This window comes from Aureispira anguillae (assembly GCF_026000115.1).
Lineage (GTDB): Bacteria > Bacteroidota > Bacteroidia > Chitinophagales > Saprospiraceae > Aureispira > Aureispira anguillae.
This window is the reverse complement of the sequence record NZ_AP026867.1, coordinates 3,254,154-3,275,663: the sequence shown is the minus strand read 5'-3', so window position 1 is coordinate 3,275,663 and position 21,510 is coordinate 3,254,154. Positions and strand designations below refer to the sequence as shown.

The 21,510-nt window shown below is 35.6% G+C and carries 22 protein-coding genes; 10 read left to right on the top strand and 12 right to left on the bottom strand.

Going from position 1 to position 21,510, the window contains the following annotated elements:
- Positions 1–43 precede the first annotated feature (43 nt).
- The 5 genes from AsAng_RS12690 to AsAng_RS12670 all read right to left on the bottom strand — a co-directional run bounded on the left by AsAng_RS12690 (position 44) and on the right by AsAng_RS12670 (position 3,109).
- The gene (locus AsAng_RS12690; protein WP_264793166.1) at positions 44–901 is read right to left on the bottom strand and encodes an Rpn family recombination-promoting nuclease/putative transposase; all 858 of its coding nucleotides are present in this window, start codon (positions 899–901) and stop codon (positions 44–46) included.
- Positions 902–980: 79 nt separating this feature from the next.
- Positions 981–1,436, bottom strand: a complete 456-nt coding sequence (locus AsAng_RS12685; RefSeq protein WP_264793165.1) for a zinc ribbon domain-containing protein — start codon at positions 1,434–1,436, stop codon at positions 981–983.
- Positions 1,437–1,630: 194 nt separating this feature from the next.
- Positions 1,631–1,852: a hypothetical protein gene (locus AsAng_RS12680; protein ID WP_264793164.1), complete on the bottom strand. Its 222-nt coding sequence runs from the start codon at positions 1,850–1,852 to the stop codon at positions 1,631–1,633.
- A 208-nt stretch (positions 1,853–2,060) separates the two neighbouring features.
- The gene (locus tag AsAng_RS12675; RefSeq protein WP_264793163.1) at positions 2,061–2,306 is read right to left on the bottom strand and encodes a hypothetical protein; all 246 of its coding nucleotides are present in this window, start codon (positions 2,304–2,306) and stop codon (positions 2,061–2,063) included.
- A 50-nt stretch (positions 2,307–2,356) separates the two neighbouring features.
- Positions 2,357–3,109, bottom strand: a complete 753-nt coding sequence (locus AsAng_RS12670) for an isoprenyl transferase (protein WP_264793162.1) — start codon at positions 3,107–3,109, stop codon at positions 2,357–2,359.
- A 210-nt stretch (positions 3,110–3,319) separates the two neighbouring features.
- Between AsAng_RS12670 and AsAng_RS12665 the strand changes: the two genes are divergently transcribed.
- The 5 genes from AsAng_RS12665 to recF all read left to right on the top strand — a co-directional run bounded on the left by AsAng_RS12665 (position 3,320) and on the right by recF (position 8,984).
- On the top strand, positions 3,320–4,141 hold the full coding sequence (locus AsAng_RS12665) for a segregation and condensation protein A (RefSeq protein ID WP_264793161.1): 822 nt from the start codon (positions 3,320–3,322) through the stop codon (positions 4,139–4,141).
- Between the two features lie 133 nt (positions 4,142–4,274).
- Positions 4,275–5,516 (top strand): lysylphosphatidylglycerol synthase transmembrane domain-containing protein, encoded by a 1,242-nt coding sequence (locus tag AsAng_RS12660; RefSeq protein WP_264793160.1) that lies wholly within the window; start codon positions 4,275–4,277, stop codon positions 5,514–5,516.
- Between the two features lie 12 nt (positions 5,517–5,528).
- Positions 5,529–7,118 carry an ABC transporter permease gene (locus tag AsAng_RS12655; RefSeq protein ID WP_264793159.1) on the top strand — a complete coding sequence of 530 codons (1,590 nt, stop codon included), beginning with the start codon at positions 5,529–5,531 and terminating at the stop codon, positions 7,116–7,118.
- 160 nt (positions 7,119–7,278) lie between these two features.
- Positions 7,279–7,866 (top strand): peroxiredoxin-like family protein, encoded by a 588-nt coding sequence (locus AsAng_RS12650; RefSeq protein WP_264793158.1) that lies wholly within the window; start codon positions 7,279–7,281, stop codon positions 7,864–7,866.
- A 2-nt stretch (positions 7,867–7,868) separates the two neighbouring features.
- Positions 7,869–8,984, top strand: a complete 1,116-nt coding sequence (gene recF, locus AsAng_RS12645; protein WP_264793157.1) for a DNA replication/repair protein RecF — start codon at positions 7,869–7,871, stop codon at positions 8,982–8,984.
- Positions 8,985–8,996: 12 nt separating this feature from the next.
- Here recF and AsAng_RS12640 read toward each other — a convergent pair whose 3' ends face one another.
- The 4 genes from AsAng_RS12640 to AsAng_RS12625 all read right to left on the bottom strand — a co-directional run bounded on the left by AsAng_RS12640 (position 8,997) and on the right by AsAng_RS12625 (position 13,855).
- Positions 8,997–9,641: a hypothetical protein gene (locus AsAng_RS12640; protein WP_264793156.1), complete on the bottom strand. Its 645-nt coding sequence runs from the start codon at positions 9,639–9,641 to the stop codon at positions 8,997–8,999.
- Between the two features lie 212 nt (positions 9,642–9,853).
- Positions 9,854–11,542, bottom strand: coding sequence for a DNA polymerase/3'-5' exonuclease PolX (locus AsAng_RS12635; protein WP_264793155.1), 1,689 nt, complete (start codon positions 11,540–11,542; stop codon positions 9,854–9,856).
- Between the two features lie 417 nt (positions 11,543–11,959).
- Complete coding sequence (locus AsAng_RS12630) at positions 11,960–13,006, bottom strand: leucine-rich repeat domain-containing protein (RefSeq protein ID WP_264793154.1); 1,047 nt, start codon at positions 13,004–13,006, stop codon at positions 11,960–11,962.
- 138 nt (positions 13,007–13,144) lie between these two features.
- Positions 13,145–13,855, bottom strand: a complete 711-nt coding sequence (locus AsAng_RS12625) for a leucine-rich repeat domain-containing protein (protein WP_264793153.1) — start codon at positions 13,853–13,855, stop codon at positions 13,145–13,147.
- A 345-nt stretch (positions 13,856–14,200) separates the two neighbouring features.
- Between AsAng_RS12625 and AsAng_RS12620 the strand changes: the two genes are divergently transcribed.
- The 5 genes from AsAng_RS12620 to AsAng_RS12600 all read left to right on the top strand — a co-directional run bounded on the left by AsAng_RS12620 (position 14,201) and on the right by AsAng_RS12600 (position 17,168).
- Positions 14,201–14,710, top strand: a complete 510-nt coding sequence (locus AsAng_RS12620; RefSeq protein ID WP_264793152.1) for an RNA polymerase sigma factor — start codon at positions 14,201–14,203, stop codon at positions 14,708–14,710.
- Entirely contained in the window at positions 14,700–15,164 is a 465-nt protein-coding gene (locus tag AsAng_RS12615; RefSeq protein WP_264793151.1) for a hypothetical protein, read from the top strand. The genes AsAng_RS12620 and AsAng_RS12615 overlap by 11 nt, the downstream gene beginning before the upstream one ends.
- 306 nt (positions 15,165–15,470) lie before the next feature.
- Positions 15,471–15,923 carry a DUF4252 domain-containing protein gene (locus AsAng_RS12610; RefSeq protein ID WP_264793150.1) on the top strand — a complete coding sequence of 151 codons (453 nt, stop codon included), beginning with the start codon at positions 15,471–15,473 and terminating at the stop codon, positions 15,921–15,923.
- A gap of 80 nt (positions 15,924–16,003) precedes the next feature.
- Positions 16,004–16,525 carry a DUF4252 domain-containing protein gene (locus tag AsAng_RS12605; protein ID WP_264793149.1) on the top strand — a complete coding sequence of 174 codons (522 nt, stop codon included), beginning with the start codon at positions 16,004–16,006 and terminating at the stop codon, positions 16,523–16,525.
- A gap of 52 nt (positions 16,526–16,577) precedes the next feature.
- A complete protein-coding gene (locus AsAng_RS12600) occupies positions 16,578–17,168 on the top strand; it encodes a DUF4252 domain-containing protein (RefSeq protein ID WP_264793148.1) in 591 nt (196 codons plus the stop codon).
- A 78-nt stretch (positions 17,169–17,246) separates the two neighbouring features.
- Here the strand turns inward: AsAng_RS12600 and AsAng_RS12595 are convergent, their stop codons facing one another.
- The 3 genes from AsAng_RS12595 to AsAng_RS12585 all read right to left on the bottom strand — a co-directional run bounded on the left by AsAng_RS12595 (position 17,247) and on the right by AsAng_RS12585 (position 21,435).
- Positions 17,247–17,627, bottom strand: a complete 381-nt coding sequence (locus tag AsAng_RS12595; RefSeq protein ID WP_264793147.1) for a hypothetical protein — start codon at positions 17,625–17,627, stop codon at positions 17,247–17,249.
- 233 nt (positions 17,628–17,860) lie between these two features.
- Positions 17,861–20,299, bottom strand: a complete 2,439-nt coding sequence (lon, locus tag AsAng_RS12590) for an endopeptidase La (RefSeq protein ID WP_264793146.1) — start codon at positions 20,297–20,299, stop codon at positions 17,861–17,863.
- A gap of 374 nt (positions 20,300–20,673) precedes the next feature.
- Positions 20,674–21,435 carry a 7-carboxy-7-deazaguanine synthase QueE gene (locus AsAng_RS12585; RefSeq protein ID WP_264793145.1) on the bottom strand — a complete coding sequence of 254 codons (762 nt, stop codon included), beginning with the start codon at positions 21,433–21,435 and terminating at the stop codon, positions 20,674–20,676.
- Between the last annotated feature and the right edge of the window lie 75 nt (positions 21,436–21,510).

Below are 21,510 nucleotides of genomic sequence, written 5' to 3'. Positions count from 1 at the left end.
TCATGAAATCGCTATTATTGGTTTGTCACCTTTGATTATCCGTCTACAAATTTTCAATTATATCTTCAGATAAGCCTGTTGCTTGTATAATGACAGCGATAGGAATACCTTGTTTTTTTAGATTGGAAGCAATTTCTATTTTTTCTTCTTCTCGTCCTTCTATTTTTCCTTCCATTCGCCCTTCTTCTTTAGAAGCGTCCACGACATTTTTTAAATCACGATAATACTTTAAACTCTCTTCGTACCGTTCTTTTTCCTTGGGAGAGAATTTAGCAATTTCAGCAACCTCAAAGAGTTTTTCAAAAATCTTTTCTTGGAGAGCTATCGGACGATTTTGCAGATTTGCTAAATGCCTGAAAACATAAAGCCATTTATCAAATTTAGATTGAAGTTCTGTGTCCGATTTGGTAAATTTGGGCAATTCAATATAGATGTAAGTGAGTTTATCATAAAAGAGCCTGTTTTTATGATCTTTTAATTTTACAGTATGCAAAATATCATCTCTATCTTTATGTTCGTCAAAAACAAAATCTAAAATGCCAATGGTATAAACAGCAGCAAGTTGAAAATCCCAATCACCCTTTTTAGCTTGTTCTTGGATAGGAAAAGTAGAATAATAGACAGACCGATCTTTGAAGAAGTTTTGTTTTGCTTTTTGGACTTCTACAATGAATTTTTCACCCGAAGCACTTTCGCAATATAAATCAAAAATAGCTTTTCTTTCTTGGGCGGTGCTGCCTAGGTGTTCGTTTTTAGTATAAGAAAGGTGCTTAATCTGATGAATAGGAGGGAGGAGTTGATTTAAGAAATCAATCAATAATTCTTTGTTGGGTTCGACCCCAAAAAGCTTTTTAAATCCAAAATCAGTAAGTGGGTTAATATATTTGTCTTTCAAACTCATTTCTAATGTTTATGGTATACAAATATACCATTTTTTGCTTTACAAAGTTGTTATTGTTGGCTGTTAGCGATATGATTTTTTAAATTTTTTTGCCACACTTACCACAAAACTTATTTTGTTCATCATTGAGGTGATTGCATGATTGACATCTGATTTTTATGATTTGATGGTTTTGTTGTCCAAAATGGGATTTAATATTTGACGCTTCTAATACATCGCCTAATTGTTTTCCAAGCATTCTATTAATGGGCTCTAAGTCTTTTCTTTTTTGTTCAGTATCTAACACTAACCCCGAACCCGCTAGACCTAATTTGCCTACGAATAAAAGAAATCCACCAATGATGATGGATAACATTCCTCCTATAGCTCTAAAAAAATGGCTACTCATTTGCTGGTCAAAATTTTCAAAATTTCCAAAGTTAATGGCAAAGGTTATAAAGGTTGAAAGAAATAGTAAACCTCCAATTATAATGAGCCCAAGACCAATTTGGTAAATAATTTTCCTTTTGTTGGGAACTTGCTTATTTTTTTTCATTTTATTGTTATTAATACTTGGTGGATTAGCTCCCTGTTTTTGTTACTCCCTTGTAGCCTTGGTTATAGTCCTAAGAATATATCTATAAGTTCGTCTAATAGCAACTTATAGATTATAATCTTCAACTATGATTTCTGAGATAAAGTTCCTATAAGAATAGATGAACTGCTCATACCCCTATTGGTTTAGGGGGACTAAATAAGGGTAAATACACCTCCAATTAGCATAAGTAGTATACCAACAGGGATACTTACCATTGCTAAGAAACCTAAGAAAACGATCAATTTGGATTGAGGCGTTTCTTTAGAACTATCAGGAAGCTTAATTAGACCAAGATTTTCTAATAAAATTAAGCTGATTAATGGACCAACTCCTACTACTAAAATAAGCAATCCTATGATTAGAACTATATGCATTTTATTTTTAGGTTTTAGAAAGTTGGAATCATAAAAAAATCAATGAATTCCCCTTTTGTGCCTGTGGTTTGTTGTTGATTAGTACTTGGTTCACTTGTTTTCATATAACAAGTGATTTTATTTTTAAGAACATTCTAATGCTATCAATGATTTTAAACAAAAATCAAAAAGACACTATTTTATTAGGTTATTGCCAAACGAATGATCATTATAGTGATTTTTTCTTTTTCTTTTGAATAAAGGTAAGTATCATCCCGACTAGTATAATTGGAATAGAAAAGGGAAAACTTACCATTGCTAAGAATCCGAAGAAAAATATAGCTTCGGTTCCAGGAGTTTCTACAGGTCCCTGAGGAATCTCAATAAAACCAAAGTTATCTAATAGAATTAATGTTGTTAATGGACCAACTCCTACTACTAAAATAAGCAATCCTATAATTAGAACTATATGCATTTTATTTTTAGGTTTTAGAAAGATGGAATCATAAAAAAAAAATCAATAAATTACCCCTTTACATCTGTAATTTGTTCGCTGGTCATACCAAAGCGACGTTCTCTGTTTTGAAAATTGAGAATGGCTTCATAGAAATGTTTTTTACGAAAATCAGGCCAAAAAACAGGTGTAAAAAACAATTCTGCATAAGCCAATTGCCACAACAAAAAATTGCTAATTCTGGTTTCTCCACTGGTTCGAATCATCAACTCTGGATCAGGAAAATCTTTGGTAGACAAGGCATCTTTGATGCTATCTTCGTTAATGTCATCAATGGCAATTTGCCCATCTTTAGCTTGTTGTGCAATATCTTTGACGGCCTCAATAATTTCCCATTTAGAGCTATAACTCAAGGCGAGTACTAAGGTCATTCTAGTATTGTGTTTTGTACTTTCGACAGCTTCTAACAATTCTTTTTGAGCAGCAGATGGAAGCATGTTGATGTTTCCAATGGTCTGAAGGCGGATTTGGTTTTTGTTGAGGGTAGAAATTTCTTTTCGAATGGTAGATACCAACAACGTCATTAAAGCCGTTACCTCAAACTTGGGGCGATTCCAATTTTCGGTAGAAAACGCATAGAGAGTCATGTATTGAATACCTAATTCCGCACCAGCTTCTGTTACTTCACGAACCGATTGAACACCATTTTTGTGTCCAAAAACACGTGCTTTACCTTTTTGTTTTGCCCAGCGTCCATTTCCATCCATAATGATGGCAACATGTTTAGGTAGATTGTTTAAATCTATTTTATCTTTTAGCTCCATTAATATTATTTTTCCCTAATTTTGTATCCAGTATGACTAAATAATTCATCTTATGCAAACGACAATTATACTTGATCTATTGATAAAGTATAATCATGGTTTTGCGTATTAATTTTTTGGGTGCATTCTCACAAAGTTAATACTATTAATTTTGAATCAAAAAGAATAGCTATCTTGTTCCGTCTATTTGACCATTAAAAACTATAAAAGTTGACCTATAAAATAAAACTTCCTGAATTTGAAGGCCCCTTTGATTTGTTATTGTTCTTTATAGAACGAGATGAATTGGATATTTATGATATTCCCATCTCTTCAATTACCAATGATTTTTTGGAATACCTACGTGAAATGGAGGAACTTAATATTGATACGGCAAGTGAATTTATCCTTGTTGCCTCAACTTTGATGCGTATTAAAGCCAAAATGTTGCTTCCTAGAAAAGAATTGGATGAAGAAGGAAACGAGATTGATCCTAGGGCAGAATTGGTAGAACGATTATTAGAATATCGACGTTATAAAGAGGTCTTGGAAGAGTTAAGAACCTTGGAGGCTACCCGTGCTGCGATGGCACATAGAGGTAATGTAGTGGACGAAGTGCAACAGGTTGCTACAGCGGCTTTGGCAGATGCTGAGCTTGAGAACTTATCTTTGTTTCGTCTGTTGCAAGCGTATGAACGTATTATGTCTACTTTTGAATTTAGAATGGAAAAGACAATACATACTGTTGTTCATTTTCATTATACCATAGAAGAACGGAGAGACTTTTTGTTAAATAGTCTTAATTCTAAAAAGAAAATGACCTTTAAAGGTATCTTTAGTGCTTGTGAAAATCGTTTACATGCTATTTTTACTTTTTTAGCGATCTTGGACTTAATGCAACAAGAACGGATTATCTTTGTTGAAGGGGCTGGAGGATTCAACGATTTTGAACTAAAAGCCGTAGAATCAATGGAAGACCAAGTCGAGCCCTTGGATCAAAAAGAAGAAGCGGTTAATACGTTGAGTAATAGCGAAGATCATAATCTTAATTAAAAATCCACGAAATATTAGACTGATTATCAATGTTTTAACTTTTTTATTAACAAAGATATACCTTATTGATAATCAATTTAATGTGATTTTTCCACGAAGTAATGTTAAATAAAAGAAAATAGAATTAAAAAAAATGAGTGAAACGGAATCAGTAGAGAATAAAACAACAATAAGCAAAGAACAAGAAGAACAGCAAGCAGGGGTTTTAAATTCGATTAGCCCATTTAAGATCTTTTTGGCCGCAATGGTAGGTTTGAGTGTCGTGGTGTATATGTTTTATAAAGATTTTAATGCTGAAGAATTTAGTAAAATTCAATTTAGCAACCACGTTTTCTTTTGGATAGGAATGGCGGGATTCTTTATGTGCTTCCGACATTTTTGTTATATGGTTCGACTCAGAATTATAACCAATGGTTTTTTTAGCTGGAAAAAATGCTTTGAGCTAGTTATGATGTGGGAATTTAGTTCTGCCGTAACCCCAACTAGTGTGGGGGGCGCTGCTGTGGCAATGTTTGCTATTGCACAAGAAAAATTAGCGGCAGGAAAAACAGCTATGATTGTTTTGTACACAGTTATTGTTGATACCTTTTCTTTTTTATCAGCGCTATTGATTTTCTTTTTGATTTTTGGACCAATCATGATTCAACCCGAATCGGATACCGTTGCTCATTTGTTGAGCGATAGCCAATGGGGTGGAGCCTTTGTATTTGCTTATTTGTTGATGTTATTTTATGGAGGGGCTTTTTTCTATGGTGTTTTAGTTGATGCCAAAAAATTAGAAAATATCTTATTGTGGTTTTGTAAAATTCCATTTTTGAAACGTTTTAGAGAAAAAGCAATCAAGGTAACCGATGATATGGATTTGGCTTCGGAAGAGTTAAAGACACAAAAATGGAGTTTTCATATAGGGACTTATTTGAGTACAATGTCTGCTTGGGCTTCACGTTTTATGGTGTTAAATTGTTTGATTGTTGCCTTTGTTGCCTACTCGCCCAATCCAGAAATTCAAGCACATTACAATGATTTTATGCATGGAGAATTGCAATTTAATGCATTTTGGCAGCAAATATTTATTTATGCTCGTCAGCAGGCCATGTATGTAATTATGGCAGTAATGCCAAGTCCTGGTGGAGCAGGAGTAGCAGAGTATGCTTTTAAAACATTCCATTTTGATTATATCCCAACAGAAGCAACTAATATTGCAGCGGCAGGAACCCTAATGGTGATTATGGCAACGCTTTGGCGTTCTTTTACTTACTATGTTTATCTTTTTGTTGGGGCTATAGTAGTACCTAATTGGGTGAGTAAAATTATCAAAAGAAATCAGGAAGAAGCTCTGTTAGAAAAACAAGGGCACTTAAATGAAGATAAGTAAAATATACAAAACATGAATTTATTAAAACTCAGTTGGAAATATTTGGCTGCCAAACCTTTTGCTACTTTATTGAGCACCATATTGGTAGCATTAGGTGTTAGTTTGACGTCTATTTTATTTTTGTTGAACAAACAGTTTCAAGATCGATTGTACAAAAATATTGACGAAATTGATTTGGTGGTTAGTGCCAAAGGGAGTCCATTGCAAATGATTCTTTCTTCAGTTTATCACATTGATGCCCCAACAGGCAATATTCCTTTAAAGGAGTCTTATGTAGTTACCAAAAATCCTTACGTAGAAAAGGCAATTCCTTTGGCTTTGGGTGATAGTTATGATGGTTTTCGAATTGTCGGAACGGATCATCAATATATTGAGCATTTTGGAGCAGAAATTGAAACGGGTCGCCTGATTGAGCAAGATTTAGAGGTCGTGATAGGGGCTCGTGCAGCCAAAAAATTAGGCTTAAAATTAGGAGCTACTTTTTATGGATCTCATGGTTTAGTGAAGGATGGGGGACATGTACATGAAACCTATGCTTATGAAGTGGTTGGAATTCTAAAAGAAACAAATTTAGTTTTGGATCAATTGATTCTTACCAATGTCTCAACGGTTTGGCGTATGCATGAAGATCACGATCATGGAGCAGAAGGGCATAACCATGATTCTGATGCACACGACCATGGAGATCACGATCACACTGCGCACGATCATGGAGAAGATAAGCACGCTGCACACGACCATGGAGATCACGACCACGCTGCGCACGATCATGGAGAAGATAAGCACGCTGCGCACGACCATGGAGATCACGACCACGCTGCACACGATCATGGAGAACATAAGCATGATGCACACGACCACGGAGATCACGATCACGCTGCGCACGATCATGGAGAACACGACCACGCTGCGCACGATCATGGAGAACATAAGCATGATGGGCACGATCATGCAGGGCACAATCACGATGGGCACGACCATGCAGGACATGTGCATAAAAAAACTAAGGCGTTGCCCCCAATTTCTAAAGAAGGAAAAGAAGTTACAGCCTATTTGGTGCAGTATAAAAAAGACAGTGATGGCAATACATCAATGCGAGCAACGGTTGAGGCTCCGATGTTAATTGATGATAATAGCGAAGATTTTGGTTATGCAAAACCAGCTATTGAATTGCAACGTTTGTTGGAAATGACGGGCGTTGGAATGGATTTTTTGAGTGCTTTAGCCTTTATTATTATCCTTATATCTGCTTTTAGTATGTTTATTTCTTTGTACAGTTCGCTTAAAGAACGTCGGTATGAAATGGCATTGATGCGAGTAATGGGAGCTTCGCCAGCCAAGTTGTTTATCATGATTATAATGGAAGGCATTTTAGTAGCAATAGCTGGTCTTTTGTTAGGGATGATTATTAGTCATTTGGGAATGGAAATTATGGCTTCTCATCTGGAAGAGACTTATAAGTATACTTTTTCGGGGTGGATTTTCTTAAAGGAAGAATTCTTTTTAACCTTAGGTGCTTTATTGATTGGTTTCTTTGCGGCTATAATTCCTGCTATTCAAGCTTATCGAGTAGATATTTCAGAAACACTTTCTAATGCTTAAAAAGGTTGAAGAATGGTCAACAAAAAGCTAAGGTAGTTGTTGGAGTAATGGAATAATCGAATGCGATTAACTACATTGCTCGCTATCGCTTATGAGCCAGCAAGCTGGGTTCATGTGGTCGTTAACAGAGTGATGATTTACGTTACAAAAAAAAGTAGTAATGAAATATTTAGGAATTCTTTTTTTATTCTTGACTCAATTGGGGTATGCACAACATGGTATTGGATTAGAACCTCTAGAAATTGGTAGTTTGGCGCCTAGCTTTGAAGCTAAAAATCAAGCAGGAGAACCGATTAAATCAGCCGATCTATTAGAAAAAGGAGCTATTGTATTGGTGTTTTATAGAGGAACTTGGTGTCCTTATTGTCAAAAACATGTTAGCGAATTACAAGAAGGTTTAGAACAATTGATTGACAAGGGGGCAAATGTTGTTGTTGTAACGCCTGAACGTCCAGAGTACATTAAAAAGATGGTTAAAAAAACAGCGGCAACATTCTCTATTTTGCACGATGAGGATTATGCCATTATGGAAGATTACCATACTAAATACACCATCCAAAAAACGGATGAAATGTCATTTAAGGATTATGTGGTATCACACACCAAAACCCATAATCAAGACGATGAAGCTATATTGCCTGTCCCTGCCACTTATATTATAGGGAAGGATGGACGAATTAAATTTGTACACTTTGAAACAGATTACAAGCAACGCTCTACAGTAGAGATGATTTTAGAAAATCTTTAACTATGTATCTTCAAGGGCTTAAATTGACCAATTTTAAAAATTATGAATGTCAAACCATTGACTTATCTGCCAAACTAAATTGTTTTGTGGGGGAAAATGGAGTTGGCAAAACTAATTTGTTGGATGCCATTCATTATTTATGCATGTGCAAGAGTCATTTTAGCCTTCCTGATAAGCAAGTTATTCGGCACCAAGAAGATTTTTTTAGATTGGAAGGTGTTTTTCAACGCAATCAAAAAAAGGAATCGATTGTTTGTAAATATGCTCCTAAAATACGGAAGGTAATAGAGCGAAATAAGTTGGCGTATAAACGATTTGCAGATCATATTGGTTTGTTACCGATGATTATGATTACTCCTGATGATACGTTACTAATTACAGAGGGAAGTGAGAATCGCCGTCAATTTATAGATGTTTTGTTGGTACAGTTGGATGCTATCTATTTAGAGCATTTAATGACCTATAATAAAATTTTGCAACAGCGGAATGCGTTTCTAAAAAGTTTTAAACATCCATTAGAAGTTAATTATGAATTGTTAGAGATTTACAGTCAACAACTGCTCAAACCTGCTCAATATATTCATGAAAAACGCCAACAAATTATCGGTCAGCTCAAACCCATTTTCCAAACTTATTATAAAGCAATTTCTGGAGACAAAGAACAGGTAGATCTTAAATACCAGTCGCAATTATTGGAATGTTCCTTTGCCGATTTATTGCAGGAAAGTCAAGAAAAGGATACTTGGTTGCAGCGAACAACCAAGGGGATTCACAAGGATGATTTAAAATTATTAATTAATGGTTATCCTGTCAAGAAATTTGCCTCACAAGGGCAACTAAAATCTTACTTGTTGGCGTTAAAATTGGCTCAATACGAGTTGCTGCGCCAAGAATCAGAAGTTGCTCCATTGGTTTTGTTGGACGATATTTTTGATAAATTGGACAAAAAAAGAGTGCAACAGCTATTGGAACTCTTATTGGAACGAGATTTTGGACAAATTTTTATTACAGATACCCACGAAAATAGGATTGTAGAGATTGTATCAGGTTTAGGGACAGATTATAAACAATTTCAAGTCAATAATGGCGTTGCTACTGAAATGCAGAAAGTAGATTGAACCAATTGATCATTAGTATGGATGCATGCTAAAATAAATATACTTCCAGATATTTGGCTTGGGAGTGGGGATGCCTTTCTTATCAAAATAGGTGCTTACCTTTCTACGATAAGATTTTCCCTTTTTTTCTAATACATGCACACTACCTTTTGCAATAAATTTGTTGTCGGGATAATGGGTATACAATTGATAGTTATTGCAGTCATCAAGTTGTGGGTGAAGGAGGATAGAATCGGTATAATTGTGTACTAAAATAGGCCCGTCTATATAATTATTGATGGTAACCTGCCCAGAAGAGTCACAAAAAAATAAATTGTTGCGATAAACGACAGGATGGTACAATTGAGGGAATGAATCTAAAATATAAGCACAGTTGATCGTAATGGTTTTTAGTGAATTCCCAACTTTTGTTTTGTTAATAATAGGCGAAACTAGACTGTCGTAACTAAATACGATTTCTTTTTTGTTTTGGCGATAGGTACCAATGCCAATTCGCTCGTTTGTTCCATCAATATACTGATAACTAAACGTACTATCAGGGTTCAGTTTATAACAAGAAAAATATAAAATGGTATTTTTTTCACAGATGGTGACTTGTGCAACTCCCAACTGCCCCCAGAAAATAAAACCCAAGATGATCCCTACAATTGATTTCATTATATTGCTCGATTTTTAGCGTTGTAGTAATACAGAATTACGCAATTCTGTATAAGAAGATGTTTGCCAAAGACACAATTTTAAACAGCCTCTCAATTTTAATAAAAAGACTAATCACGATTAACAATATACATTGTTTTTTATTGAATGTATAACCAATTAGGTAAATACCTGGGATTGATTTGATCCTAAAAAACTAAAAACGCAGTAAACTAGTTCTTTATTAATGCTGCAAAAGCATCCGTAGATAAGCAATTGACGCACATCTCTTTGTTTAATAAGCCTTTTCGAGCTGCTAAAACACCAAAATGTACATCGTGAACGCCATCCAAATTGTGTGCATCTGGATTTACTGCAATTTTTACGCCTTTTTCTAAAGCATAGGGAATCCAAGTATGATCTAAGTCCAAACGGAGAGGGTTGGCATTGATTTCAATCACGACATTATGTTCGGCACACGCATCAATAACAGCTTGATGGTCGATAGGGTATCCCTGTCTAGACAATAAAATTCTTCCTGTGGGATGCCCCAAAATAGTGGTATAGGGATTTTTGATGGCTGTAATTAGACGTTGGGTTGCTTTTTCCTTATCCATTCGTAGCGTAGAATGGATAGAGGCAATAACGAAGTCAAATTTTGCCAAAATTTCGGGAGTATAATCCAGCGATCCATCGTACAAAATATCTGATTCAATGCCTTTAAAAATATGGAAAGGAGCTAGTTTTTGATTGAGTGCATCAATTTCCTCCATTTGCTCCAACACCCGTTCTACAGATAAACCATTGGCATAAAAAGCAGACTTGGAATGGTCGGTAATGCCTAGGTATTCATAACCTTGATCTCGTACATAGCTGGCCATTTGTTCTAAGGTATTGGCTCCATCACTCCAAGTACTGTGAGCATGTAAGATCCCTTTGATGTCTTGCTCTTGAATTAATTGAGGGACTTTATTACTTTGCGCCTTAAAAATAATTTTAGAAATGTCTCTAATCTCAGGTTCAATAAAAGCTAGCCCTGCTGCTGCAAAAATTTCAGCTTCTTGCAAGCCTTTTAGCTGTTCGGGGTTGTTGTGCCTCCAATCAATAGCGGGAGAGAACACGGTCTCAAAAAGATCCTTGTTAAATTGCTCCGTTCCTGTTGTTCGCAATAAATTATACCCAAAAAAATCAGGGTCAGAGGTACAAATAATAACTGGAAACCCCTGTTCAATGGTTTTACAATGATAAATAGGGGCTGCTTCTTTTTTCTGAACTAAAGTAAGCAATTGCTCGTCAAAAATGGCTTGAATGTCTTGTTGCCCTACAATAATCGCAATGGCTTCTAGAATGGGTTCTAATCGGCGAATTTTTCCTGTTAAAGCCACCAATTCTGTACCCAAAGTCTCTTGAATATCCAAGACCAAATTTTCAGCCTCTTCTTCGAGTTTTGCAAAATGAAACTTATCAATAGATTGAAAGAAATACTCCAATTGTTTTTTGAGAGTAGCCTGCGTTTTGGAGCCAAAACCTTTTAGTGTAATCAATCGATTTTCATGGCAAGCATACAATAACTCACCAGGAGACTGTATTTCGAGTTCCTGCCAAAGTGTTTTTATTTTTTTTATTCCGAGCCCTTTGATAGAAAGTAATTGAACAATGCCAGGAGGGGTAGACGCTTTATATTCTTCCAGCATTTTCATTTTTCCATCCTGTTGCAATTCCATGATTTTTAGACCAATTGCATCGCCAATTCCTTTGATTTGCTTAACCTCTGTCAGTGTCATTTCGTGTACAGGATCACTAACACCACGGATAATTCTGTAGGCATTGCTATAGGATTTAATACGATAACTATTCTCTTCGTGCAATTCCATTAATTTAGCCAACGTTTGGAAGGCATTAGCATATTCTTTATTGGTCATGATAGTAGGTACGCTAGGTATTTTTGAGTTGAATAACAGATTCTAGACAAATTACTCTGCAATGAAGTCTATTATAAATAAAGGTTCTTTGGCAAATCGTGTGACAAGCACTAACAAAGGGTAAGCTTTCTGCTACTTTTAGCTTCGCTGCTAGGCATCCCCGTTGGTACACCATACCAAACAAACTACTCGTGCACTACGTTTATGTGGTTTAGAAGAAAGTTTATAGATAGTAAGTCGTATGCTTAGTTTCTGTTCATACAGGACTTACGACTTACTATCTATAACTTATAACAAAAGTAGTAATCTAGGTTGTTTAATATTCCACACGATTTGTCAAAGAACATAAATAAAAACACAAAGGTAATAAAAAGGGGCATGACCTACAATTTTTGCGAGTTAGGATCAACACAAAAATTAATGTTTTACTTGACAATGGGGCAATAAGTTTTTGATGCGCAGAATTTCCTTTTCTGGCAATTCACAATCCCACAACCAAAGTTTTTTTAGGTTTTTTAAACGTCCAATTGTATCAGGAATTTGGATGCCTACATTGGCGGTGAGTTTTAATAACTTGAGTTGGCTTAAATTACCAATGCTTTGAGGGAGCGATTTGAGTTGATTGCCAAAAAGGTACAACTCTTTGAGTTGACTTAAATCGCCAATGCTATCTGGCAATATCTGAATTGCTGTTTGGTCAAGATGAAGTTTTTCTAATGCTGTTAACTTTCCTATAAAGGGAGAAATGGTCTGAATGGGATTATTGCTGAATGATAATTGAAGAATTTGCTTAAAGCTGTCGATATAGTCTGGTACCTGTTTTAATTGATTTCCAGAAAGATCTAAGCTGCTTAGATGCGGCAAATAACTTAGAGAACGAGGCATTCTTTTTAGCCGATTGTGGTGCAAATGCAGAGTATGGAGATTGGTCAATTGTCGGGCAGATTCAGGAAATGATTCTAATTGATTATAGTTTAAGCGAAGTCGCCGAAGTTTATTTAAATTGCCAATTGATTTTGGAATAAAACTTAAGTAATTGTATGAAATCGTTAAATCTTCTAGGTTCTGTAGATCCAAAATACAAGAAGGAAAGATGCTAATGTTATTGTTTCCAATATTGAGTTCCGTTAAAGCGTTTAAGTTTTTTAGTGATTCAGGAAGTGTTTTTAGTTGGTTATTATTTAGGTAGAGCCGTTCTAAATTAAACAATCGCCCTAAGGTTGTTGGCAAATTTTGCAAGTTCAATTGATTGAGATAGGCGTGTGTTTTTTGGGCGATGTCATCCAAGTGTTCCTTTAATAGTGCGGCGTGAAAACGCTGTTTTTTTATTTCTGCAAACCATTCTTGAATGTCTTGGTACTCGTGCAAGTGCAGCTTATTTGCCTCAGCCAATTGAATAGCCAAGGTGATGTTTTCAGGTTTTGCCGTCTGTATGAGTTGGTATAATTTTTCTTTATCCGTCATGTTTTTCTTAATAACAGTCCGTTTATTAGGTTATACCTGTGTGGCGCATCAACGAGAATAGATTAAATACCTCATAAGAAGCAACACAACTAATTTAATGCAACGTTTTAACGGACAACTATCTTAATTGGGTTGCATTTAAAAAATGATTTGAGTATTGGGTAATAATTTTTTTGCTTTTAACAATTCTTCAGGAATAAGCGGGTTAGCACTTAGGTTGAGTACTTCCAGTTGTTGTAGCTCTTTTATAAAGGTAGGAATTATTGTGATTTGATTGCCGTGTAAGTCTAAAAAATTCAGCTTGGATAACCAACCAATATCAGTGGGGATTGCCTCTAGTTGATTATTGGCTAGAGAAAAATTTTGCAGGTTTAATAACAATGCTAGAGAATCAGGCAAGACATGAAGCTGGTTGTTGGCCAGATTTAATGTTACCAAAGTAGGCAAAAGACCAATCGATTCAGGCAAGGCTAAAAGTTGATTGTTTTGAAGTTCTAGTCGTTCAATTTTGGGTAACATGCCAATTGATATGGGTAACTTCTTAAGTTGGTTGCCACTGATGTTTAGATGGGTTAAATGTTCTAATAAACCTAAAGAAGTGTGTACTTGTTGGAGTGCTTTGTTGGATAAATCTAAGGTGCTAAAAGAAAATAATTGAACCAAGCAATCGGCTAAAACAGGGCTTGGTTGTGGAATGATTTTTTGTTTTTGTAACCACGTAGCCAAACTTATGTAGGGTTCCCAATCGATCTCTTTATGAGAGGATAATGCCAATTGTAAGGCTTTACTGGTATTGGTCAAAATACCGCTTCGAATAAGTTGTTGGATAGATGGATTAGAATTTATCATGATATGCTTGTTTGCTTTTGAATTTAAAGATAGTACAAAAATTAGCTTGTTCGTCTATAAAGATAATACAAGATGATTATCAAATTATCAAATCGGTAAATTTTCAAATTAACACCAAAAGCAAATAACTAAAACACTAATTTTGAGTGGTTGTATTTTTTTTATGGGAAAGGTATTGTTTTGATAGTCAGTAGAATATGATTTTTGGCAAAGTAATGTAAAGAAGGACAATAACGAATCTATTTTTTATAACTTCAAGGAGAATATTTTCAAGGAAAGAAAAAAAAATGAATTATTTTTATTGTAGCTGTAACTTTTATTGACTTGGTTCGTCTTGGTTGTGAAATGACACTAAAAGAATTTACATATCAACTGGTAGGTCTAAAAGACAAACTCTTTCGATTTTCGGCTCGAATTGTTGGCAACGACGAATTGGCAGAAGATGTGGTTCAAGATGTGGTAATCAAAATGTGGAATAAAAGGGAAGAGCGGGATCAATATGAAAATTTAGAATCTTATTGTATGCGTTTGACCAAAAATTTATCCATTGATAAAACACGGGCTAAGAATTATCAAAATATTGGATTAGACAAGGCACCTGAGCCAATTCAAGAGGCTTTAAATCCTTATCAACAGACCGCACACAAAGATACCATTTCTCATATCCATCAATTGATGCAAAACTTGTCCCATAAACAACGAATGGTCATGCAACTAAGAGATATTGAAGGAATGGAATACCAAGAAATCGCTCAAATATTAGAGATACCACTTAATCAAGTTAAGGTAAATCTATTTAGAGCTAGAAAAAGTATTAGAAAGCAGCTATTAAATATTGAATCTTATGGATTATAATCAAATAAAAATTCTGCTAAACAAATATTGGGAAGGAGAAACTTCCTTGGAAGAAGAGCAATTATTGAAAGCTTATTTTAATGGCGATTCTGTAGCCAACGATTTAGTACCTTTTCAACCTTTGTTTGCTTATTTAGAAAAAGAAAAAAAGCGTACCTCTACACAGCCTTTTATTCCTCCAACTTCAACAAATCGAGTTCATTCCTTATGGGGAAATTGGTTGGCGATTGCGGCTAGTATTGTCTTAGTTGTAGCCATAAGTTGGTTGACTTATCACAATAGTAAAATAACAAATCCGAGCCTTGCAAAAGACGAAAGCGATCTGGCTAAAGATACTTATCGTGACCCTCAAATTGCATACAAGGAAGCAAAAGCAGCTTTGATGCTAATTTCTAAAGGTCTGAATAAGGGGCTTGAAAAGACAAAGGAAGGAGTCAAAAAGGCAAAAAAATAAGGTTCTTTGATAAGTTATAGGCTGTAAGTCGTATGCTTAGTTCCTGTAAATACAAGACTTACGACCTATAACTTATAACAAAAGTAGTAATAAGCAGGCAAGATAGTTTACGATTCCACACAATTTACTTAGCTGCGCTGCTACTCTGTGGTCGTGATAGAGTTATCAAAGAACCAAAAATAATCTATCGAATACAAAATTTAATTAATAAAACAAGATTTGATCACCTTGTTCAATACCGTAAAGCTTTACTGTTTTAAAACAACTTCATTCACTAACTTCAATTAAACAATAAAACAACAGAAGATGAAAACTATTTTTGGAATTTTTATAGCAGTATTTTGCTTGGTAGGATCAATTCAAGCGCAAAGTAACTTTATTGAAAAACACATGAAGGAGTATCAGCAAAACGATGACTTTACTTCTATCAATGTTTCACTCAGCAACTTAATCTCAAAAGAGATGTTGAATGATATTCGCAAAGAATTGGGCGATTTGGACAGCAAGTTTTCTGAATTGATCAAAAATTTGAGCCAAATGACCTTACTAACTACTGAAAAACAAACTCAAAAACATTATGAAAAGGCCATGGCATTGATTAAAAAAGGAAATTATAAACCATTAATGAGGGTAAAAGAAGGCAAAAATTCTGGCATGAGTATTATGGTCAAGGAAAGTACTAAAGGGGTGGAAGAAGTCTTGATGTTGGCAGGAGGAGAGGATGATTTTGTATTGATTTCTTTCTCTGATAGATCATAACTTAGAATAATCGTTACTCTGTGCAGAGCTGTATAAAATCTAGCTTGTTAGCGCTGCACAGAGTACTAAATAATAAAATTATGAAAAATATAATAACAACAATTGTATTAGCCACTCTGATAATACAGGGAGCATGGGCTCAAAACAATGCCATTGATAAGTATTTTAAAAAATACGAAGATAGCGATGCTTTTACCTCAGTATATGTAAGCGAATATATGTTTAGTCTTTTTGCCGATATTGATATGGAAAATCCAGAAGACAAGGAGGTTATGGAAATTCTGAATGGTCTGAAGGGCTTGCAAGTTTTGACAACGGATAAGAGTCCTCAAAAATATTATGAAGAGGCGATTCAACTCATTAACCAAAAAGAGTATAAGGTGTTGATGAAGGTCAAAGACGAAGGGACTAATGTTCGGTTTTTAATCAAAAAAGAAAAGAATAGCGTAAAAGAACTTTTGCTATTAGTGGGGGGGGATGAGTTTGTTTTATTGAGTATTGTTGGAAATATTAACTTGAATAAGATTTCTAAATTAGCCAAACACATGGACATACAAGGGCTAGAACATTTAGATAAAGTAGAGGAGGCAGAGGCGCATTAACCATCAAACTTTTTTGAAAATCATTGGATTTAAACCACTAAAATTGACAACAATGAAACCGACTATTATCGTATTATTACTTGGTCTAAGCCTATCAACTATGGCACAAAGTGCTAAACTGAATACGTTTTATGCCAAATATAAACATAGCCCCAATACCTTATCAATTGCGCTCCCTGGTTGGTTGGTAAAATTAGGTATTAATCTTTCTGAAGATAGAAAAGAAATTAACGAGTATCGTCCTTTGCTGAGAGGCTTGCACAATATGAAAGTGCTTGTAATGGAAGAGAAGAACTATGCTTCACCCAAGGAAGTAAACGCACTGATTAAGGATGCCCAAAAGCATCATTTTGTCAACTTATTGACAGTCAAAGAAGGGGGAACAAGGGTGAATGTTATGGTGCGAGAAAAAAAGACTCCTAAAGAAGAATTAATCAAAAATGTCCTGTTCTTAGTCGCTGAAGAAGACGAGTTAGTTTTAGTAACGTTTAACGGTCGCTGGAGAAAATCTTTAGTTCAAAAAATGCTTGAAAAGAATGAAATTAATCTTGTTGAACGCCTAGATTTTGTTGCTGCCAATGATGAATCAACAGCCAATGCTGCAAATTCTGCAGATAGGATAGGGGGCTTGGTAGAAGATTAGTAAAATTAACGGAATAATGATATAACCAATTTGTACTTTAATGAAGCCTAAGCAATCTAATTTGCTTAGGTCTTTTTTTTAGAAGGAATCATCCAATATGTCGTCATTTTCGCTGAGTGTGCCACTTTTAGGGTCAATAGATGCAGCATCTACATAAGCCCTACAACCCCATATAATAAAAACCAAAACAATAAGCCCTGCTCCAATTAACATGGTGATTATAAGTCCCAGTCCTGCCGCCCAACTGCCCTCAGGAGAACCTCCAGAGCCCTTCATGCTCATGTTTTGAGCCCAGACAATAAGAGCTGTACCGATTACAATTAATAGGTTGGTTTTTAGGCAGCGCCAAAGTTCTTGAAATCCTTTTTTTAAGTTGTTTTGTTGAGCGTATTTTCGAAGTGCAAGTACCCAAATTGTGATTAGTAAGAGGGGACCTCCATATACTAGTAATACAGCCATAGTGAATAAAGTTTTATAGGGGGATTAGGAATAAAATTGGATTCGAAATAAGAAGGGGGTAGAGGTGCACAACCTTATTATTTTATGATCTATAAGGAAGACTTCTATAAGGTAAGATTGGTTATTGAAGAATTGAGTTTTGGGGGATAGGCAAGGAGTTTTTTAGGTTGTTAATTTGAAAATGATCTTTATCAGATCACCTTCAAATTAACAGATATAGATATTGGATTAAATTATGTTAGTGCGAAATCAAGCACTTCCTTCATTCTTTTTACAAAATGAAAAGTCACCCCTTGAATATAATCAGGATTGATTTCTTTGACGTCCTTTTCATTGTCTGCACACATAATAATATCTTTGACACCAGCACGTTTGGCGGCCAAAACCTTTTCTTTTATTCCTCCAACAGGAAGCACTTTTCCACGCAAGGTAATTTCACCTGTCATGGCTAATTTTTGACGCAATGGACGTTTGGTAAAAGCAGATGCCAAGGCACTCAACATGGTTATTCCAGCCGAAGGACCATCTTTGGGGATTCCCCCAGCGGGTACATGAATATGTACATTGGTTTCGTCAAAAGACTCAGGCAGAATGCCCAATTCTTCGCCATGAGCTCTTAAATAACTTAAGGCAGTAGTGGCAGATTCTTTCATTACATCCCCCAAATTCCCCGTTAAGGTTAATTTGCCTTTTCCTTTGCTTAGGCTAGATTCTATAAATAAAATATCTCCCCCAACACTGGTCCAAGCCAAACCAATCGCCACTCCAGGTTCTTGCTCTTCTTCAAAAATATCGTCTAAATTTACCTTTTTAGGTCCCAAAATAGTACTAATATCTTCAGGAGTTAAGGTAGGCGTTCCATTCGACTTCATGACTACTTTTTTGGCAACATGGCGCATTACTTTTGCAATTTCACGCTCCAAAGAACGAACCCCCGATTCACGAGTATAATCAGAAATAACTTTAAGTAAGGCATCGTCTGGCAATTCAATTTCTGCTGAACTAAGACCATGCTCTTTGAGTTGTTTAGAAACCAAATGTCTTTTAGAAATTTCTAATTTTTCTTCAATGGAATAACCGTTCACCTCAATAATTTCCATTCTATCTAACAATGCAGGTTGAATACTTTGTAAAGAGTTGGCGGTAGCAATAAACAAGACTTTGGATAGGTCGTACTCTAATTCCAGATAATTGTCATAAAAAGAAGTATTTTGTTCGGGATCTAAAATTTCTAACAAAGCAGAAGAAGGATCTCCTTTATAACTCGTCCCCAATTTGTCGATTTCATCTAAAATAAAGACAGGGTTGCTCGATTCAACTTTTTTGAGCGATTGGATAATACGCCCAGGCATAGCACCAATATATGTTTTGCGATGGCCACGCAATTCAGATTCATCGTGTACACCACCCAAAGACATACGAATGTATTTTCTTCCGATAGCCTTGGCAATAGAACGCCCCAAAGATGTTTTTCCAACACCAGGAGGGCCTACCAAACAAAGGATAGGAGATTTCATATCTTGGCGTAATTTCAGAACAGCTAAATGCTCTAATATTCTATCTTTGACTTTGTCTAGTCCAAAATGATCGCTATCTAAAATATTTTCAGCGGAGGCTAAATCAAACAAATCCTCTGTTACTTCGTCCCAAGGCAAATCCACCAAACACTCCAAATAATTGATCAATATAGAATGCTCAGGAGCGGCAGGATTCATGCGTTTAAGTTTACGCATTTCTTTCATGAATTTTTCTTGAGCAGCCTTAGACCATTGTTTTGTTTTTGCTTTTTCTTCTAGCTCAGAAATATCATTTTGATTGGGCGATTCCCCCAGTTCTTCCTGAATTTTTTTGAGTTGTTGATTGAGAATATAATCTCGTTGTTGCTTTTCCATATCGCCATGAACATCCACCTCAATTTTCTGCTTTAGCTCCAACACTTGAAGCTCATGGTTCATATGCTTAAGAATTTCGTCTGCTTTGTTCTCGATCTGTTCGATTTCTAACAGATTTTGTTTGGTCTGGATATCAACATTGAGGTTAGACCCTACAAAATTGACCAAGAAATGCTGACTTTTGATATTTTGTAACATCAAAGAAGCATCATTGGGAATATTGGGTGATAATTTGATGATTTTTTCGGCAAGATCACGCATTGCAGAAACAACAGCTACAAATTGAGGGGTTAAATTGGGTGGTTCAATAGCAGCAAAAGAAAGGGCTCCCTTTAGATAAGGTTCAGATTGCAACAATTCATTTAAGGTCAGTTTTTGTCGTCCTTGTAGAATAGCAGTGGTAGTACCGTCGGGCATTTTGAGTACTTTCAAAATTTTGGCAACTACCCCCACCTCAAATAAATCTTGTTGCATAGGGTCAGCAATCTGTATATCCCTTTGTGTGACAACCGCAATATTTTTATCTGAATTGTAAGCTTCATTAACAGCAGCGATCGATTTGGGTCGCCCAATAGTGATGGGGATAATGACACCAGGAAAAAGTACGGTGTTTTTGAGGGCTAAAACAGGGAGAATTTCAGGGTAATCCTCTTGTTCATTTTCATCAAACCCCTGCTCATTAATTGAAAAAAGAGGCAAAAAATCTACTTCGTCGTTACTTCCACTTAGCATTTGTAATGAGATATTATTTTCTAAATTTATTTTGGTTGTTAATTTCACGTAAGTTTGTTTTTGGCAGCATAATAGCCAATTTGTCATGTGTAGAAGCACATGGATTCCTTCTTTATAAATAATGGAAGGTGTAAATGCTGCTTTATTTTCTTGATTTATAGTCTTTAAGCTTGTTTGGTATAAATAGTTTGTTTTTAGAATTCAACTAATGTGCCAGTCCTTTTTTTTAGCGATTGCGGTACACTTTGACAGTAAAAAATCAGATCTCGTGGTCAAAAGACAAAATAAGCCCTATTGTAAAATTCTATATAGTTTACTGCGTGAGCCTTGTTACTCACTCTGTTTAGCTGCGCTGTTAGTTTAGCTAGTTATCACTCGTGAGCCAGCAAGCGCTCTGTTCGGGTTGTCAAAAAACAACCTTGTTAAACGCCTGTGAGTTGGTTCCAAATTTCCACGTGAAGCCTTGTTGACATTCTGAGTTGATGTTTGATACACAGTTCTGCAACCAACTGATTGCGTTCTAAAAGTTGTTCGATACTATCGGCTCCTGGCATTAAGACAATTTTTTTTGGATCAATAAGCTTGGGAGCGATTAGCGTTTGTTGCAATTCATCAAAATCTTGTTGTTGGGTAACGACAAATTTGAACATTGTGTTTGGGTTTTTAGAAAACCAAGTGAGTACTTCAGGGACTAATCTTTGTTGAGGAAACATTCCAGAATTGCTTAATTTTGGAGATGTATTCCAGTAATGAACACGATCATCGAGAGCAGCAGAGGGAAGAATTGTTGCGTTGGTTTCTATCTCAATAATAGGTCTCAAAGCATAAGCCTGCTCTAAGTATTCTAAAAAGGCAACAATACGATCCTGTTGTAATAGAGGCTCACCTCCTGTAATCACTAAATGGACGCCCTCTTTTAATCGGTCAATAAAATTAGTATGTTCATTGAGTTGGTTGACCAATTCGGGGAAAGAAAGGGTCGTTCCATGCATCCAGACTTCAATGGTGTCACAAATCCACGTAGCACCATCTCGCATGGTACCATCTTTTTCAACTCCTTTGCCTCCACACATTAGATTGCAGCCTGTTAAGCGCAAAAATATGGCAGGTATTCCCATAGTACGACCTTCACCTTGTAAGCTGTAAAAAAATTCGCTGACAGCAATTTTTTGGTTTTTATGCATGTTTTCTAATGAGCTATTAATAATTTATCTTAGTTAAGTGTTAAGAGAGGAAACCTCTTTTATCATCAATGAAAT

What these genes read in the sequence shown, in the direction of transcription:
- AsAng_RS12605 (WP_264793149.1), top strand. Translation starts at nt 16,004, where the DNA reads ATGAAAAATATAATAACAACAATTGTATTAGCCACTCTGATAATACAG.
- AsAng_RS12615 (WP_264793151.1), top strand. Translation starts at nt 14,700, where the DNA reads ATGGATTATAATCAAATAAAAATTCTGCTAAACAAATATTGGGAAGGA.
- AsAng_RS12620 (WP_264793152.1), top strand. Translation starts at nt 14,201, where the DNA reads ATGACACTAAAAGAATTTACATATCAACTGGTAGGTCTAAAAGACAAA.
- AsAng_RS12655 (WP_264793159.1), top strand. Translation starts at nt 5,529, where the DNA reads ATGAATTTATTAAAACTCAGTTGGAAATATTTGGCTGCCAAACCTTTT.
- AsAng_RS12600 (WP_264793148.1), top strand. Translation starts at nt 16,578, where the DNA reads ATGAAACCGACTATTATCGTATTATTACTTGGTCTAAGCCTATCAACT.
- AsAng_RS12585 (WP_264793145.1), bottom strand. Translation starts at nt 21,435, where the DNA reads ATGCATAAAAACCAAAAAATTGCTGTCAGCGAATTTTTTTACAGCTTA.
- AsAng_RS12635 (WP_264793155.1), bottom strand. Translation starts at nt 11,542, where the DNA reads ATGACCAATAAAGAATATGCTAATGCCTTCCAAACGTTGGCTAAATTA.
- AsAng_RS12650 (WP_264793158.1), top strand. Translation starts at nt 7,279, where the DNA reads ATGAAATATTTAGGAATTCTTTTTTTATTCTTGACTCAATTGGGGTAT.
- AsAng_RS12680 (WP_264793164.1), bottom strand. Translation starts at nt 1,852, where the DNA reads ATGCATATAGTTCTAATCATAGGATTGCTTATTTTAGTAGTAGGAGTT.
- AsAng_RS12630 (WP_264793154.1), bottom strand. Translation starts at nt 13,006, where the DNA reads ATGACGGATAAAGAAAAATTATACCAACTCATACAGACGGCAAAACCT.
- AsAng_RS12625 (WP_264793153.1), bottom strand. Translation starts at nt 13,855, where the DNA reads ATGATAAATTCTAATCCATCTATCCAACAACTTATTCGAAGCGGTATT.
- AsAng_RS12675 (WP_264793163.1), bottom strand. Translation starts at nt 2,306, where the DNA reads ATGCATATAGTTCTAATTATAGGATTGCTTATTTTAGTAGTAGGAGTT.
- AsAng_RS12685 (WP_264793165.1), bottom strand. Translation starts at nt 1,436, where the DNA reads ATGAAAAAAAATAAGCAAGTTCCCAACAAAAGGAAAATTATTTACCAA.
- AsAng_RS12690 (WP_264793166.1), bottom strand. Translation starts at nt 901, where the DNA reads ATGAGTTTGAAAGACAAATATATTAACCCACTTACTGATTTTGGATTT.
- AsAng_RS12660 (WP_264793160.1), top strand. Translation starts at nt 4,275, where the DNA reads ATGAGTGAAACGGAATCAGTAGAGAATAAAACAACAATAAGCAAAGAA.
- recF (WP_264793157.1), top strand. Translation starts at nt 7,869, where the DNA reads ATGTATCTTCAAGGGCTTAAATTGACCAATTTTAAAAATTATGAATGT.
- AsAng_RS12670 (WP_264793162.1), bottom strand. Translation starts at nt 3,109, where the DNA reads ATGGAGCTAAAAGATAAAATAGATTTAAACAATCTACCTAAACATGTT.
- AsAng_RS12595 (WP_264793147.1), bottom strand. Translation starts at nt 17,627, where the DNA reads ATGGCTGTATTACTAGTATATGGAGGTCCCCTCTTACTAATCACAATT.
- AsAng_RS12610 (WP_264793150.1), top strand. Translation starts at nt 15,471, where the DNA reads ATGAAAACTATTTTTGGAATTTTTATAGCAGTATTTTGCTTGGTAGGA.
- AsAng_RS12640 (WP_264793156.1), bottom strand. Translation starts at nt 9,641, where the DNA reads ATGAAATCAATTGTAGGGATCATCTTGGGTTTTATTTTCTGGGGGCAG.